The sequence below is a fragment of the Flaviaestuariibacter terrae genome, assembly GCF_054777635.1.
The window spans coordinates 1207235-1223577 of sequence record NZ_BAAHAL010000006.1 but is presented as its reverse complement, the minus strand read 5'-3'; the positions used below and the strand labels follow the sequence as shown (position 1 = coordinate 1223577).

Genomic DNA, 16343 nt, shown 5'->3' with positions numbered 1-16343 from the left:
GTAGCCCTCCGCGCCTATTCAACAAAGCGTCCTTTGCGCGAGAGCGCTTCGAAGTAGCTTTTCAGGTCGGCATGAAGCGCCGCTTCGAGACTGGTGCGCAGATCTTCCGGGTACGGATGCCGGAACTTCCATTCGGCGAAATAGCGTTGCAGCGCGCCAAGAAGCGCCGTCTTGCCGAAGTCTTTTTCAAGCCGGTACAGCCAGATCGCGGTTTTGTCATAGCTCGCTTCCTCATACGATGCTTCCGAGAGAAAATCGGCCGCGGGCTGGTTGACCGGCTCGCGGAAGCGCAGCTGCCCGTTCAGCAATTGATAGGCAAGCCGGCGCAGCGCATCGGGATCGTCGCGCAGGTAGGCGGGGAGCCCCAGCGTGTTCTCGCCGCCGATGGTCCCGTATTTTTCGGCCGAATACAGTTGCTCGAAGTACGTGTTCAGTCCTTCATCCATCCAGGCGAAGTCGCGCTCGTTGGTCGCCACGATCATCGGGAGCCAGTTGTGCCCCACCTCGTGGGCGATCACAACGTCGAGTGTCGAGTCAATCGCCCCGGGCATGTTGATCAGCGTGATCATCGGGTATTCCATGCCGCCCGACATATCGTTCTTCGGGCCTTCCACGGCCTGTACTACCGGGTACGGGTATGCGCCAAGCCAGCCCGAGTACTGGTTTACGGCGTCGCGGATGTAGCTCGTGGCTTCTTTCCAGGATTCATCGGCATCCGGATGGTGGTACGCAAAGATGTCCACCGTGCTGTCGCCCATGGGCATGCGCTCGTGCCCGATCACAAAGTTCTTGTCGGCAAACCAGGCGAAGTCGGTCACATTGCGGGCGATGAAGCGGAGCGTTTTGGCGCGGCTGCTGCCGCCATAGGTTTTTTCACGTCCGTGCCGGTTCGCATCGCCGAGCTCGACGTAGCGGGCACGCTCGCTGGCTGTTTCCAGCCAGCCCGTTGCTGCCACCACGTAAGCGCCGGGCAGCGTGATGCGCACGTCGTAGTCGCCGAAGTCGTTGTAGAATTCGCCGCGGTCGAGGTAGGGCATCGGGTGCCAGCCCCGCCGGTCGTATACAGCCGGCCGCGGAAACCACTGGCAGACCATATAGCTTTTGCCCGCGTGGCCGGAGCGCGAGTTGTACGTGGGCAGCTGTACCCGGAAGGGGCTCCGGATGCGGATGCTGTCGCCGGGCAGCAGCGGCGCGGGGAGCAGCAGCTGTTGCACATCGATCCACTCGGGGTGCGGTTCGAGCGTTGCCGCCGTTCCGTTGACGGTGAACGACAGGCTGTCTATCCAGCCCTTGTCGCGCGTTGCGCGGAGACGCGCCTTACCGCCTCTTTCCTGCCGCAGCTGCCGTGCATAGGCCGTCGAGTCGTTGCGGAAGGCGTTGGGCCAGCAGTGCATCCAGATGAAGCGGAGCGTGTCGGGCGAGTGGTTGACATACTCCATGTCGGCAACGCCCGACAGCCGGTACTTCCGGTCATCAAGCGTTACGTCGATGCGGTAACGCAGGAACTGGTGCCAATACGCGGTCGTCTGGCCGATCGCCGGAAGTGTAAAAACGAAGCAGAATAAGAAATTGGTGAGCACTCTCTTCATGACGCGTAACTACAAACCCCAAACTACAAACTCCAAACTTATTTCCCCTTGCCTTTCATAATGATCCGCACCGTATGGATCATGATCTTGAAGTCGAGGGCGAGCGAGATGTTCTCGATGTAAATGAGGTCGAAGCGGCTCCGCTCGATCATTTCGGCAACATTCTGCGCGTAGCCAAACTGCACCATGCCCCAGGAAGTGAGGCCGGGCTTTACTTTCAGCAGGTATTTGTAGTAGGGGTACTGCGCCACGATCTGGTCGATATAGAAGCGGCGCTCGGGGCGGGGTCCCACAAGGCTCATGTCGCCCTTGATGATGGAGAGCAGCTGCGGCAGCTCGTCGAAGCGCCACTTGCGCATCGTGCGGCCCCAGCGGGTGGTGCGCGGGTCGTTGTCGGAGGAAAGTGCCGGGCCCGCCGCTTCGGCGTCGGTGTACATCGAGCGGAACTTGTACATCCGGAAGGGGCGGCCCTTGTAGCCGATCCGCTCCTGCGAGTAGAAAATGGGTCCCTTCGACGAAAGCCGCACCCGCAGCGCGATGTAGAGCATAAACGGTAGCAGCAGCAACAGCGCTAAGAACGACCCCACGATGTCGATAAGACGCTTGCTGTTTTGCTGCCACTCAGGCATGAGGCCGGTCTTGATGTCCATCAGCACGGGCCCCATCACGTTGCTCGTCTTCACCGAGCCGGCGAGGATATCCAGTGTTGTGGGCGGCATCTTCAGCTCCACGTCGCGCTCGCTGAGCCGGTGCACGAGGCTTTCGAGGATGGCGGCGTCGGTTTTGCGGTTGCCCAGGATCACGCAGCGGATCCCTTCCTGTTCCAGCACGCGCTCCAGCTGCACGATATCGCCCAGGCAACGGAGCCCGCCCTTGCGGGTACCGGTTTCGGAAGGCTGCAGTGCGAGGAAGCCGGCAATGCGGTATCCCTCGTCGCGCAGCTTGGCAGCCGTGTCCTGGTGGAGGCGCATCGCTTCGTCGGGAACGGCCACGATAAGCGCAGGGAAGGAGATCTCGCCGCGGCGCAGCTGGTGGTGGGCGCGCTGAAGCACGATGAGGCGGCCGATGAACAGCAGCACGAAATGAATGCCCAGCAGGCATCCGAAGGCTGCGTAGTAATAGGTATAGTCGCTTTGCACGTCGTCGAGCAGGAACACGAAGAAGAGCACCATGCAACCGATGAGGCTTCCGATAAAGGTTTGGGTGAACTCACCGAACCGCGACTTCTTGTACACCGAGCCGTACGATCCACCGAGGGTGAAGAGTGCCAGCCATCCCAGCGGGATGAGCATCGTGCCGAGCCAGAAGCGCTCCCACTGGCCCTGGCCCAGGTTGATCGGCTCATGGAGCAGTTCCTTACGAACGAAATAAAACAGCGCCCAGGCGAGGGCCGCGCTGCAGTAATCGCTCAGTACATAGATCGTGTTCGGGATCGTTCGGGGCCGCATGCGCTCAGGAGGTCGATAGGTTGGCGTGGATCTTCTGCAGGATCTGGTGGGCTACTTCCATGGCGCGGAATCCGTCGATCTCGTTGACCACCGTGCGGCTGTTGTTGCGGATGGCGTCCACGAAGGCCTCCAGCTCGGCGCGGATCGCGTTGCCCGGCTCCACGGCGGGGTTCTGGATGCTGATGTTGCGGCTGCCGCCACCCGGCACTTCGATAGGGAAGGAGAGGCCGTCGGCAGCCGGCTCGTCGCTGAGGCGGATCACCTCCGTTTTCTTGTCGAGGAAGTCGACGCTGATATAGGCATCTTTCTGGAAGAGACGCATCTTACGCATCTTCTTCAGCGAGATGCGGCTCGAGGTCAGGTTCGCCACGCAGCCGTTGTTGAACTCGATCCGGACGTTGGCGATATCGGGTGTGTCGGTGAGCACGGCGACCCCTGAGGCCGACAGGGCTTTGACATCGCTCTTCACCATGCTGAGCACGATGTCGATGTCGTGGATCATGAGGTCGAGGATAACGCTCACCTCGGTGCCGCGCGGGTTGAACTGCGCGAGGCGGTGCACCTCGATAAACATCGGGTTGAGGCGGCTCCGGTCGAGCGCGAGGAAGGCCGGGTTAAAGCGTTCCACGTGGCCGACCTGCAGCTTTACTTTGGATTCCTGCACCAGCTTTACGAGCTGCGCGCCTTCCTCCATCGTGTTGGCCATCGGCTTCTCCACGAATACGTGGCGGCCCTTGCGGATGGCGGCGGCGCAGGTGGCAAAATGCCAGGGGGTGGGGGAGACGACGTCGATCAGGTCGCAGCCGTCGATAAGGGCTTCCTCGCTGTCGTAGCGGCGGATGCCGTATTGCCGGATGATTTCTTCGGCGGTGCTGTCGTTCGGGTCGTAGAAGCCGGCGATCGTCGTTCCGTCAATTTCCTTCCAGTTGTTCAAGTGAAACTTTCCCAGGTGTCCGGTTCCAAAAATTCCTACACGCAGCATGCTTTGGCGGGGTTAAAGCCCAAAGATAAGGGTTGCTGCGCGAGCCTGCCGGTCAAGTAGCGGAGCGGCGATGCACAGGCTCCGGATTCTTCCCGAAAACTTTTTTCAAAATTTTCTTGGTGAAATAATCGGGGCCCTTATCTTTGCACTCCGTTCAGCGAAACAGTCTCTGAATGAGCAGGTTGGACCGGAGTTTCCGGGTAAAATTTGCAGGAAGAATTTGAAAATATTGGATCGGTAGTTCAGTCGGTTAGAATGCTGCCCTGTCACGGCAGAGGTCGCGGGTTCGAGTCCCGTCCGGTCCGCAAAAAGCCCTGGTGAAAACCGGGGCTTTTCTGTTTTTACGCCGTACCCATTCGCTCTCTCCTGAGCGGCTTGCAAACGCCTGTCGCGGGCGTTCCGAAGTCATCCAAAGGTTCTGTGCCTTGTGCAAGGTTGGGTCAACCAGGAAGCGGCCGCACGGACAATTATTTTGGTCCGACCCGGATTAAGCGGCTGCCGGCAGGTCACTCGATTTTTTTCGAATTATTCCGCGAAAAAGAGCGCTACTTTTTTTACTCCCGGAAGCGCCTATGCGCCGATAGCTCTTGCGAAATATCCCATCCCACAATGTGTAAAAAAATACCGGCGTCGCTGTCCTTGTCGCAGCGGCGCGCTTCGCGTTTGTAACCGACGGGCATGCCTCCTCCACCCGTGCTGCAAGCACATCGGCCCGCAGCAAGCATCTCCCGCCATGATCTCAACCTTTCGCGCAACGAGCTGTCGGGCTCGCCGATGCAGGTTGCGCTTACTGCTGTGAATGGTTTAGGAATTGCATGAACGACTGTCAACCGACGTAATTCACCAACCTAAACATTTCAATCCATGCCGCAGCTTTACCCATTGTCGTCACGCGTCCGTACAGCCGGCGCAGCAGTGATCCTCTTCGTTTCATTTTTATTCGTAGCCGCTACGGCCGGGGCACAAAAAGTAGCTGTCACCTCCGGTCTATGGAGCACGCCAACAACCTGGAGCCCGGCCGCCGTGCCGCTTCCGGGCGAATCGGTCAGCATTGCCGCGGGTGTCGACGTCACCCTTGATGTCAACGCTTCCATTGCAGCCCTGCAGATCAACGACGGCAGTTCGGCCTCCGTGGCATCCCTGACCTTCAATCCGGGTGTCAGCCTCACGGTGGCTGCCAACACCTCGCTGGGTTCCCTCAGCGGTGGTGGCGGTAAGCTCGTTCTCAACTCGGGATCGATCAGCACGACCGGCTTTGCCGCAACCACTTCGATCGACAACCTCTGGGATCCCGGTACCGGCACGGTGACACTAACGGGTAACAATACACTGCCCCCGATTTTTTCGAGCTTTTACAACCTCAACGTGACGGGTGGCGCTCCCGGCGACGGCCGGGCCACCAATGCCGGGGCTGACCTTTCGATCGGCAACAACCTGACCGTGGCCTCTTCCACAGTGCTCAACATGGTCACATACCGGCTCCTGTCGGTCGGTGGGGCCCTCGATCTGGTCGGCACCATCGAAACGCAGAACACATCCGGCGCACCGCTGCCCTCGGGCATCGACTTCGGTGATCTTGTCGCCGGCATCGGCTCTGTACTCTACGATGCCCCGGCCGGCGGCCAAAGTATCGTAGGCGCCAGCTACAACAACGTATACATCACGCACAGTGCCGGCGGCACCAGCAATGCAACCGGGAACATCACGATCCGTGGTGAGATCGTTACGCAGACAACCGGCACGATCCTCGACATGGGCCTCTTCAAGCTTGACAGCCATCCGCTCGGCGGCATCGGCGGTCAGAACAACGTTGGTACGATCCGCACGCAATACCTGGGCGACCTCATCTCCGATTTCGCGCTGCCGGTCGGACGCAACTGGGGTGGCACCATTGAGTATTATGGCGCTTCGGGACAGAAAATCGTGAATGGGAATTATACCAATCTCACCGTAAGTGGCAACGGTACCCATGAGTCGTCGAGCATCGACATCAGTGGCGCGCTGGTAACCTCCGCCGGCTCCACCATCGATCTCAACCAGGAGACGATCACCGGGACCTTCGACGCCAGCGGTCATGCCGGAAACCTGATCGTACGCGGAACCACACCCTTTGCCTCGGGCAAGACCTTCGGCGGTACCGTCACTTACGACGGCACGGTTGCGCAGACGGTCCGCACCGGTTCCTACAACAATCTTTCCATCACCACCTTCCGCTCCTTCGACCTTACCCTCGAGGCCGGCACCATCAGCGTGGCGGGCAACCTGCTGTTCAGCGCGGTGCTGGAAAACGGCGCTTCCATCGTTGACGCCGGCGCGCTCTTCAACTTCAATGGCACCGCAGCGCAAACCATCGATGTAACGGCGCGGAAGACCGGGCCTACCGTGCCTTTTGAATTCGGGAGCATTACCCTTTCGGGCGGAGGCAGCAAAACACTGCTCACCCCGCTTACGATGAACGGCGTGCTGAACCTTTTGATTGGTGTGCTCATCACGACCAATGCCAACCTGCTCCTGCTTAATAGCACGGCAACAGCTACCGGCGGAAACACGACCTCCTATGTGCAGGGTCCGGTGCGCCGTCTTGGCGCTGACGCCTTTGTCTTCCCGCTCGGCGGCGGCGGCGTATATGCCCCGCTCGGCGTTTCGGCGCCCGGAACCGGCGGCGACCTAACGGCCACCTATGTGCGCAGCAACCCGCAGGCGATCAGCACAACGCTTACGCCACCGGTGGTGAAGATCAGCGGTTGCGAATACTGGAATCTCCAGAAAGCTGCCGGCGCCCTTAACCCGAGCGTTACTCTTTTCTGGAGCGCCAACAGCGGTTGCAACGGCCCGGGCGCTTATATCAGCGACGTGTCGAGCCTGGTACCCGTTCGCTTTGATGGCGCGGCCTGGGTGAGCATGGGTGTCAGCGGTACCACGGGCAATACCACCGACGGCAGCATTACCTCCAACGATGCCACTGCGTTCGATAACATCACACTCGGCTCGACCAGTACGGCCAACCTGCTGCCCGTTCGTTTCATCTCCGTATCGGCCGAACGCCGTGGCGGCTCCGTGGAGCTGCGCTGGAAGACGGCCGCGGAGTTCAATGTGGCCCGCTACGAGGTTCAACGCAGCGCCGACGGCCGCACGTTCAGCAGCATCGGCCAGGTAACGGCCACACAGGTGCAGGGCGGTAGCGCTCAATACAGCTACTCCGATCGCCAGGCGCTGGTAGCCCAGGGCTACTACCGCATCCGCGCCGTTGACCAGGACGGTCGCCAAACACTGAGCGCCGTGCTCCGCGTGCATTCGGGAAGCGAGGATATCAGCCTCGATGTGTACCCGGTGCCCGTCCGGAAAAACGGAGTCCTCCAGGTGCGCAGCACGGGTCTCGCAGCGGATACGTACGACCTCCTCGTGATCGACGCCACAGGCCGTGTGCTCCAGCGCACGCAGCTAACGCATAGCGGGGGCGCGCTCAACTATTCGCTGAGCCTTCCGGCTTCGCTGAGCTCGGGCAGCTACCAGCTGCTGCTGCGTGGCAGCGGATACCAGTCGACAAAAGGATTTACGGTACAGTAGAACTACAATAAGGTTCAATCGGCAAAGGCTGCGATGCTCAACGGGAATTTTACCTGGAGCACGCAGCCTTTGTTCGGTTGCGACAGTACGCTCACTTTGCCTTCGTGAAGGCGGGCCCGCGTTTCGATATTCTTGAGGCCTACACCGCGCGAAAGCTGCGCCGGGTCGAAGCCCACGCCGTCGTCCTTGATTTCAAGAACCAGCAGCTTCCGGTTGCATTTCAGCGTCACCGTCACGTGCTGCGCATAGGCATGCTTGATGATGTTGCTCCACTGCTCCTGCACGATGCGGTATACGGTGAGCTTCAGCTTCGGCGGCACGCTCTCTTCTTCGAAGCGCAGCACGTCGAGCTGTATCTGGAGGCCAGAGGGATCCTGGTTTTCGAGCAGGTGCCGCAGCGCTTCCACAAGCGTCTCGCCGCTGAGCGAGGGTGGGATCAGTGAGTGACTCAGCTTGCGGACTTCCTCCATGGCCTTGCCGATGATCTTGCCGGCGCGGTCCAGAAACTGCCCGCGCTGATCGTCAGGAGTGCTGGCGCTCAGGCCGACATAGAGCTTGGCGCTGGTAAGGATCTGGTTAACGTTATCGTGGAGTTCCGCGCCTATGATGCGGCGCTCGTTTTCCTGCGCGGCAATAACGGCTTCGGTGATCTCGTGGTGGCGGCGCAACTGTTCCTCTTCGAGCTGCCGCTCGGCGCGCTTGCGCTGCTCCACCACCACCAGGTAATCGGTGATATCATTTGCGATCACGAGCACGGCCTGCACTTTATCGCGGTACCGCACCGGCTCGACCGACACCAGCGTATCTACCGCGCGGTCGCCGGCCTGGAAGAAGACCATGTTGTTGCGCAGCGCCCGGCCGTCGAAAGCGGGCCGCAGCACCTGCTCGTCGAATTCCTCGGCCGCTTCCGCAGAGCCGAAGCAGTGGATCGTCATCAGCTTCTGTGCGGCATGCTGGCCGAACAGGTCGCTGGTATATTGGTTCAGCACCTGCACGCTCCGGTCGGGCAGCACCGCGAGCACGATATTCTGGAACTGGTGGAGTACCGTGTTCAGGCTCACCGACTCGCTGATGTCGAAGAGGCGGTAGCGAACCAGCGCGACGATAGTGAACAGCGAGAAGAGCGTCACCAATGCAGGTGAAAGCGGGAGCTCATTGATATGCAGCACGAGCGGGAAAAGTACCTGGCTGATAAAGCCGACGATCGTGGGCACCAGGATGCCCAGCGCAACGAGCACGGCCTGTGTGCGCCGGCGTGCGTCGTGGCGAACGCGGTAGGCAAACGCGAGGAGCATGGCCGAGACGGCGAACATCGTTCCGGCCATTATCCACAGCAGCAGCGCATCGATAAATCCCGTGTCCGGTGCGATCACCCAGCCGAAATTCTTGTCGCGCACCAGGTGGTTGTAGTGGTCGGACACATACAGGCCATGCAGGAGCAAAAAGGGCAGGTACAGCAGTACGAGGAAAAAGCGCCGGTCGACGAACGATTTCCGCGTGTAGCTGCAGGCGAAGTGCAGCCCTGCGGGGCTCAGCAGGATCCAGCCGAAGCAGAAGACCTTGTCCCAGTGATAAGCAGTAACGGCGTCCTGGATATACATATACCCGCCTTCCTCGACCTGCCAGATGCTGAGGGCTACGACGCAGACGGCAAATAGGTCGACGGTGCGGCTCCGCGGCAGGAAGAAAACGATATAGGCGGCAATGCCGAGGTTGATCAGCGCCGGGATGAAGAAAAGGAGAGAGAGTGGTTGAAAAGCAGGCACGAGGCGGGACGTTTAGGGCACACGGTCGTGGGTAAAGATACGCAATTGGCCGCAACGCGGCTGTGGCAAGGGACGGAATCGGGGAGGAGCGACCCACGCAAAGCAAAAGCCCCGCGAGGGGGCCTTTCAGTTTATGATGCTAACCCAGTATCAGGAGGGAACGAGATGGCAGTAAACGAGCATATCCTGCGCCATCTTCTCGATGCCTTTGATATCCGAAGGCTTCACGAAGTAGGCCCGCGCGCCCAGATCCATGCAGATCTGCCGGTACAGGGGCGAATTGGAGGTACTCCAGACCACCTTCGGCACATGTGTGTAGCGCTCGTCGGCCGAGAGCTGCTTGAGGATCTCCCCGCCGTTGATCTCGGGAAGATTGTAATCGAGGATAATCAGGCAGGGCAAGCCTTTCGACGGAAATGCCAGCAGCTCCGTCATGGCCTTCTTCCCGTTCGCCGCCGTCTGCACCTTCATCTGCGGCACGTGCGCCGAAAGCGCCTCGATGAGCAACTCCTGGTCGTCGACGTCGTCTTCGGCAAGAAATACAAAAGGGGTGGAATTAATGGATGAGGTTTCCGGCATAGAGGTGTTCGACTTGGCGATAAAGGTATTGGGGTGGCTGCCTTCCGGCCAAATAAACTTTTAGTTAGGCAGTTCCCCTTAAAGCCGGGCCGAGGATTTCGCTAAGTCATTGAGCCCGCGCAGCGAATTGGCTTTTTTTTGGGCAAAAGAAAAGGGCTACTGCTCAGGTATTTTCGGAGGTTTTCCTGTAAGTTTGGGGTCATCTTAACCACCCTTAGCAACATGAATACGGAAATGCCTACTGGTAATGGCTCTTCCCATGAGCCTATTGAGCCCGTTGGATTCATTGCTCCCGATGAGCAACTGGATCTTGTTCCGGCCAACGGCAATGGAAAAAAAGCCCCGTCCAAAAAAGCCAAAGCAAAGACTGCTGCCCCGCCCCCGAAGGCGAACATCCCGCTGGAAACCGAAGACGCGCTTGACGCCCGGCTTCTGCTGAAGATTCTTTCCGAGGTCCGCAACGGTAACTTCGGCGTCCGCATGCCGGTCGACCAGGTTGGGATTTCCGGGAAGATCTGCGATACGCTCAACGAGATCATTGGTCTCAACGAGCAGCTGATGGCCGAGCTCACGAAAGCCGGGAAGACCATCGGTAAGCAGGGTAAGCTCACCCACCGCGTGGAGCTTCCCTACGCACGCGGCTCCTGGAGCTCCGGCGTGGAAGCCATCAACGGACTTATCTCCGACCTCGTTCACCCGACTATCGAAATTGCCCACGTGATCTCCTCGGTGGCAAAGGGTAACCTGTCGCAGGAAATGACCCTGCAGATCGGCGACCACGTGCTGCAGGGCGAGTTTGCCCGCATCGCCCGCGAGGTGAACGACATGGTGAAGCAGCTGAACCTCTTCGCGGCCGAAGTAACGCGCGTGGCGCGTGAGGTAGGCTCGGAAGGTAAGCTCGGTGGCCAGGCCCGCGTAAAAGGCGTGGCCGGTGTATGGAAAGACCTCACTGACTCAGTAAACCTGATGGCCGGTAACCTGACCGCCCAGGTACGTAATATCGCCGAAGTAACAACCGCCGTGGCGAAAGGTGACCTTTCGAAAAAGATCACGGTGGATGTGCAAGGTGAGATCCTCGAGCTGAAGAACACCATCAACACGATGGTGGACCAGCTCAACTCCTTCTCCTCCGAGGTAACGCGCGTGGCGCGTGAGGTGGGTACGGAGGGTAAGCTCGGTGGCCAGGCGGAAGTGCCGGGCGTTGCCGGTACCTGGAAGGACCTGACCGACTCGGTAAACCAGATGGCCTCCAACCTGACGGGCCAGGTACGTAACATCGCCGAGGTAACAACGGCCGTGGCACGTGGTGACCTGTCGCGTAAGATTACGGTGGACGTAAAAGGGGAGATCCTCGAGCTGAAGAACACCATTAATACGATGGTGGACCAGCTGAACTCCTTCTCTTCCGAGGTTAGCCGTGTGGCCCGTGAGGTGGGCTCCGAAGGTAAGCTCGGTGGACAGGCAACTGTAAAAGGCGTAGGTGGTGTGTGGAAAGACCTTACCGACAACGTAAACCTCCTCGCCGGTAACCTGACCGTACAGCTCCGCGACGTATCCAAAGTAGCAACGGCCATCGCAAACGGTGACCTTACCCAGAAGATCACGGTGGATGTAAAAGGTGAGATCCTCCAGATCAAGGACGTAATTAACCGGATGGTGGACCAGCTGAACTCCTTTGCTTCCGAGGTGACCCGTGTGGCCCTTGAAGTGGGTACCGAGGGTAAACTCGGTGGCCAGGCCAAGGTACAGGGCGTAGGTGGTACGTGGAAAGACCTTACCGACTCGGTAAACCAGATGGCTTCCAACCTGACAGCCCAGGTGCGTAACATCGCCGAGGTAACAACGGCGGTGGCCAACGGTGACCTCTCGAAGAAAATTACGGTAAACGTACAGGGCGAGATCCTGGAGCTGAAGAAGACCATCAACACGATGGTGGACCAGCTCAACTCGTTCGCATCGGAAGTAACGCGTGTGGCCCTTGAAGTGGGTACCGAGGGTAAACTCGGTGGCCAGGCCAAGGTACAGGGCGTAGGTGGTACGTGGAAAGACCTGACCGACTCGGTAAACCAGATGGCCTCCAACCTGACAGCCCAGGTGCGGAACATCGCCGAGGTAACGACGGCCGTGGCGAAGGGTGACCTGTCGCGCAAGATCACGGTGGACGTACGCGGTGAGATCCTCGAGCTGAAGAATACGATCAACACGATGGTGGACCAGCTGAACTCGTTCGGTTCCGAAGTATTCCGCGTTGCGCGGGAAGTAGGTTCCGAGGGTAAGCTGGGTGGCCAGGCAGACGTACCGGGTGTGGAGGGCCTGTGGAAGGACCTTACCGACTCGGTAAATAAAATGGCCTCGAACCTGACGGCGCAGGTGCGGAACATCGCGGAAGTAACGACCGCGGTGGCAAACGGTGACCTGTCGCGCAAGATCGAGGTGGACGTAAAAGGCGAGATCCTCGAGCTGAAGAACACCATTAATACGATGGTGGAGCAGCTCCGGGCCTTCGCATCGGAAGTAACGCGCGTGGCGCGTGAGGTGGGTACGGAAGGTAAGCTCGGTGGCCAGGCACACGTGCCCGGGGTCGCCGGTACCTGGAAGGACCTTACCGACTCCGTAAACCAGATGGCCTCGAACCTCACCGCCCAGGTGCGGAACATCGCCGAGGTGGCCATCGCCGTGGCGAATGGGGACATGTCGAAGAAGATCACGGTGGACGTACGCGGCGAGATCCTCCAGCTGAAGGAAACGCTCAACACGATGGTGGACCAGCTCCGCGCCTTCGCCTCCGAGGTGACGCGTGTGGCCCGTGAGGTGGGTACCGACGGTAAGCTCGGTGGACAGGCCTTCGTACCAGGCGTTGCCGGTACCTGGAAGGACCTTACCGACTCCGTAAACCAGATGACGGGTAACCTGACGCTGCAGGTACGTAACATCGCCGAGGTGACCAAGGCCGTGGCCTCTGGTGACCTTTCGAAGAAAGTAACCATCGACGTAAAAGGAGAGATCCTTGACCTGAAAAATACCATCAACACGATGGTGGACCAGCTGAACTCCTTCGCCTTCGAGGTGACCCGTGTGGCCCGTGAGGTGGGAACGGAAGGTAAGCTGGGTGGCCAGGCCGAGGTACAGGGCGTTGCCGGTACCTGGAAGGACCTGACCGACTCCGTGAACATGATGGCCTCCAACCTGACCAACCAGGTGCGCGGAATCGCCAAGGTGGTGACCGCGGTGGCCACCGGTAACCTGAAGCAAAAACTCTCGATCGTATCGCGTGGTGAGGTGGCCCAGCTGACCGAAACCATCAACGAGATGATCGATACGCTCGCCCTCTTCGCCGACCAGGTAACCACGGTTGCCCGTGAGGTGGGTGTGGAAGGACGACTCGGCGGCCAGGCCGTAGTGCCCGGTGCCTCCGGTATCTGGAAGAACCTGACTGAGAACGTAAACCAGCTCGCGGAGAACCTCACCATCCAGGTGCGCGCCATCTCCGAGGTGGCCCTCTCGGTAACCAAGGGTGACCTGACCCGGCTTATCCGCGTGGAAGCCAAGGGTGAGCTCGAGGAGCTGAAGGATACCATCAACCAGATGATCGCCAACCTGCGGGAAACGACGCTCCGTAACCAGGAGCAGGACTGGCTGAAATCCAACCTCGCCAAGTTCACGCAAATGCTGCAGGGCCAGAAAGACCTCGCAACGGTAACCCGCCGGATCCTCTCCGAGCTTGCCCAGGTAGTAAATGCCCAGCAGGGTATGTTCTACATCCTGGAGCAGGACGACGAGGAGCGCGCGAAAAAGCTGAAGCTGTTCTCGGCCTATGCCTATAATGAAGAGATCGCGGTACAGAAGGAGTTCGCGCTCGGCCAGGGCCTTGTAGGCCAGTGCGCCGTTGAGAAAGAGCGTATCCTGCTGACCAACGTTCCGAAAACATACTTCAAGATCGGCACCGGCCTCGGCCAGGCCGTTCCCAAGAACGTGATCGTACTGCCGGTACTGTTCGAAACCGAAGTGAAGGCCGTTATCGAGCTCGGCTCCTTCGAGCCCTTCTCGGTGACCCACCTTGACTTCCTCGGCCAGCTGACGGAGTCGATCGGTATCGTACTGAACACCATCGAGGCCAACTCCCGTACGGAGTCGCTGCTCGAGCAGTCGCAAAGCCTCGCCGACGAGCTGCGTCGTACGAACGAAGAGCTCCAGGACAAGGCGCACCTGCTGGTGAAGCAGAAAGAGGAAGTGGAAGCGAAGAACAAGGAAGTGGAAGAAGCCCGTCGCTCGCTCGAAGAAAAAGCCGAGCAGCTGCAGCTTACCTCCAAGTACAAATCGGAGTTCCTTGCCAACATGTCGCACGAGCTGCGCACGCCGCTCAACTCGCTGCTCATACTCGCCCAGCAGCTGTACGAGAACCACGAAGGCAACCTGTCGGAAAAGCAGGTTCGCTACGCGAAAACGATCCACAGCTGCGGTGATGACCTGATCCAGCTTATCAACGACATCCTTGACCTTTCGAAGATCGAATCGGGTTACATCTCCACCGACTTCGTCAACGTGCGCTTCAACGAGATCACTTCCTTCGTGGAAACGACCTTCAAGCACGTGTCGGAGAACAAGAACCTCAAGTTCAGCATCGAGATGGACAAGCGCCTGCCCGACGTACTCGAGACGGACGTGCAGCGCCTCAACCAGATCCTCAAGAACCTGCTTTCGAACGCCTTCAAGTTTACCGAGAAAGGTGGCGTTTCGCTCAAGATCTACGAGCCCAACCGCAAGTCGTGGAAGTCGCAGGTGCCCAGCCTCGACAACGCCCGCCGCGTGGTGGCCTTCGAGATCCGCGACACCGGTATCGGTATTTCGAAAGACAAGCAGAATATCATTTTCGAGGCCTTCCAACAGGCCGAGGGTTCCACCTCGCGCAAGTATGGTGGTACCGGTCTCGGCCTTTCGATCTCGCGCGGCCTTGCCGACCTGCTTGGCGGCGTGATCGAGCTCGACTCCGAGCCGAGCGTGGGCTCCACCTTCACCCTGTACCTCCCGATCGACTACAACCCCGATCACGTGAAGAAGGAGAAGCCTTCCTCGCTGACCCTGTCGGAGTACGAAGTGTCGAAAGACGACGACGACTCCTCGATCATGACGGTGCCCACGGTGAAGCTCCCGGAAACCCGCGAGCTGGAAGTACTCAACGAAATCATCAACGAAACCGGCGACGATCGCAATATGATCGGCGGCGACGACAAGGTGGTGATGGTGGTCGAAGACGACCTCCGCTTCGCCAAGATCATGGTCGATAAGGCGCACGAAATGGGGCTCAAGGCGGTTGTCGCCACCTCCTTCGGCGACGTCTTCGACCTGGCCAACAAGTTCCGCCCCATCGCGGTAACCCTCGATGTGAAGCTGCCCGATGCCAGCGGATGGCGTATCCTTGACCTGTTCAAGAACGACATCAACTTCCGCCACATCCCGGTGCACCTCATCTCGGGCGAGGAAAACCGCCTGCTCGCGATGCAGCGCGGCGCGCGCTCCTTCAGCCTTAAGCCGCTGAAGAACGAGTCGCTCAATACGCTGTTCGACGACATCGTGCGGTATAAGGACTATCGTCCGAAGCACGTGCTGGTGGTGGAAGACAACGAGCTCGACTACTCCGGCATCGCCAAGATGCTGTCGCACCAGGACCATGTGGCGATCCACCTGGCCGACTCGGGACGCAAGGCGCTGGAGATGATCCGCGACCAGGAGTACGATTGCATTATCGTGGACTACATGCTCCCGGATATCGGCGGCATGGAGTTCATCCAGGAAATCAATAACGTTAAAAAACTGGCCCTCACCCCGGTGATCGTGTACTCGGCGAAAGACTTCTCGCCCAAGGAGAAGACCCAGCTGAAGCAGTTTGCCAACCGGATCCTGCTGAAAGACGTACAGTCGCTCGAGCTGCTGCTGGAAGAGGTGGTCCTACATTTGCATATTGATCATAAGGATCTGCTGCCCGAGAAGCGCCGTATCATCGAGAACCTGCGCTCCCGCGAGGATGTACTGGCCAGCAAGACCGTACTGGTGGTCGACGACGACGTGCGAAACCTTTTCGCCCTCACCACGGCCTTCGAGCGCTACAACATCAATGTGATTACCGCGGAAAGCGGCCAGGAAGCGATCAATATCCTCGGCGACAACACGCACGTCGATATGGTCCTGATGGATATCATGATGCCGGAGATGGACGGCTACGAAACAACGCAGAAGATCCGACGCGAGCATAAGAACAGCAACCTCCCGATCATCGCCGTAACGGCCAAGGCCATGAAAGGCGACCGCGAGAAATGTATCGAGGCCGGAGCTTCTGATTATATCACCAAGCCGGTTAAAATCGATCAGCTGCTCTCCCTGATGCGGGTTTGGCTGTACAAATAAGAGGTAACGT

7 protein-coding genes and 1 tRNA gene are annotated in these 16343 nt (G+C 59.2%); 3 read left to right on the top strand and 5 right to left on the bottom strand.

The genetic code is table 11. The features are described from left to right. Window positions 1–14 precede the first annotated feature (14 nt). The 3 genes from ACYU7Z_RS06030 to ACYU7Z_RS06020 are packed head-to-tail and all read right to left on the bottom strand — an operon-like array spanning window position 15 to window position 4019. Window positions 15–1589 (bottom strand): M1 family metallopeptidase, encoded by a 1575-nt coding sequence (locus ACYU7Z_RS06030; protein ID WP_460568403.1) that lies wholly within the window; start codon window positions 1587–1589, stop codon window positions 15–17. A gap of 38 nt (window positions 1590–1627) precedes the next feature. Then, window positions 1628–3037, bottom strand: a complete 1410-nt coding sequence (locus ACYU7Z_RS06025; RefSeq protein WP_460568401.1) for a sugar transferase — start codon at window positions 3035–3037, stop codon at window positions 1628–1630. A gap of 4 nt (window positions 3038–3041) precedes the next feature. Then, window positions 3042–4019: a Gfo/Idh/MocA family protein gene (locus tag ACYU7Z_RS06020; protein WP_460568399.1), complete on the bottom strand. Its 978-nt coding sequence runs from the start codon at window positions 4017–4019 to the stop codon at window positions 3042–3044. A 231-nt stretch (window positions 4020–4250) separates the two neighbouring features. Between ACYU7Z_RS06020 and ACYU7Z_RS06015 the strand changes: the two genes are divergently transcribed. Together ACYU7Z_RS06015 and ACYU7Z_RS06010 are read left to right on the top strand one after the other, a co-directional pair. Further along, window positions 4251–4324, top strand: a tRNA-Asp gene (locus tag ACYU7Z_RS06015). Window positions 4325–4883: 559 nt separating this feature from the next. Next, window positions 4884–7586, top strand: a complete 2703-nt coding sequence (locus ACYU7Z_RS06010; protein WP_460568397.1) for a beta strand repeat-containing protein — start codon at window positions 4884–4886, stop codon at window positions 7584–7586. Between the two features lie 14 nt (window positions 7587–7600). Here ACYU7Z_RS06010 and ACYU7Z_RS06005 read toward each other — a convergent pair whose 3' ends face one another. Together ACYU7Z_RS06005 and ACYU7Z_RS06000 are read right to left on the bottom strand one after the other, a co-directional pair. Further along, window positions 7601–9352, bottom strand: a complete 1752-nt coding sequence (locus ACYU7Z_RS06005) for a histidine kinase N-terminal 7TM domain-containing protein (protein WP_460568395.1) — start codon at window positions 9350–9352, stop codon at window positions 7601–7603. Window positions 9353–9502: 150 nt separating this feature from the next. Then, window positions 9503–9931, bottom strand: coding sequence for a response regulator (locus ACYU7Z_RS06000; RefSeq protein ID WP_460568393.1), 429 nt, complete (start codon window positions 9929–9931; stop codon window positions 9503–9505). A 222-nt stretch (window positions 9932–10153) separates the two neighbouring features. Here ACYU7Z_RS06000 and ACYU7Z_RS05995 point away from each other — a divergent pair, with 222 nt between their 5' ends. Then, window positions 10154–16333 (top strand): HAMP domain-containing protein, encoded by a 6180-nt coding sequence (locus ACYU7Z_RS05995; RefSeq protein ID WP_460568391.1) that lies wholly within the window; start codon window positions 10154–10156, stop codon window positions 16331–16333. Window positions 16334–16343 lie beyond the last annotated feature (10 nt).

Bases quoted from the DNA above. Each gene is read 5' to 3' on its own strand.
- ACYU7Z_RS05995 (WP_460568391.1), top strand. From the start codon at position 10,154: ATGAATACGGAAATGCCTACTGGTAATGGCTCTTCCCATGAGCCTATT.
- ACYU7Z_RS06010 (WP_460568397.1), top strand. From the start codon at position 4,884: ATGCCGCAGCTTTACCCATTGTCGTCACGCGTCCGTACAGCCGGCGCA.
- ACYU7Z_RS06000 (WP_460568393.1), bottom strand. From the start codon at position 9,931: ATGCCGGAAACCTCATCCATTAATTCCACCCCTTTTGTATTTCTTGCC.
- ACYU7Z_RS06030 (WP_460568403.1), bottom strand. From the start codon at position 1,589: ATGAAGAGAGTGCTCACCAATTTCTTATTCTGCTTCGTTTTTACACTT.
- ACYU7Z_RS06020 (WP_460568399.1), bottom strand. From the start codon at position 4,019: ATGCTGCGTGTAGGAATTTTTGGAACCGGACACCTGGGAAAGTTTCAC.
- ACYU7Z_RS06025 (WP_460568401.1), bottom strand. From the start codon at position 3,037: ATGCGGCCCCGAACGATCCCGAACACGATCTATGTACTGAGCGATTAC.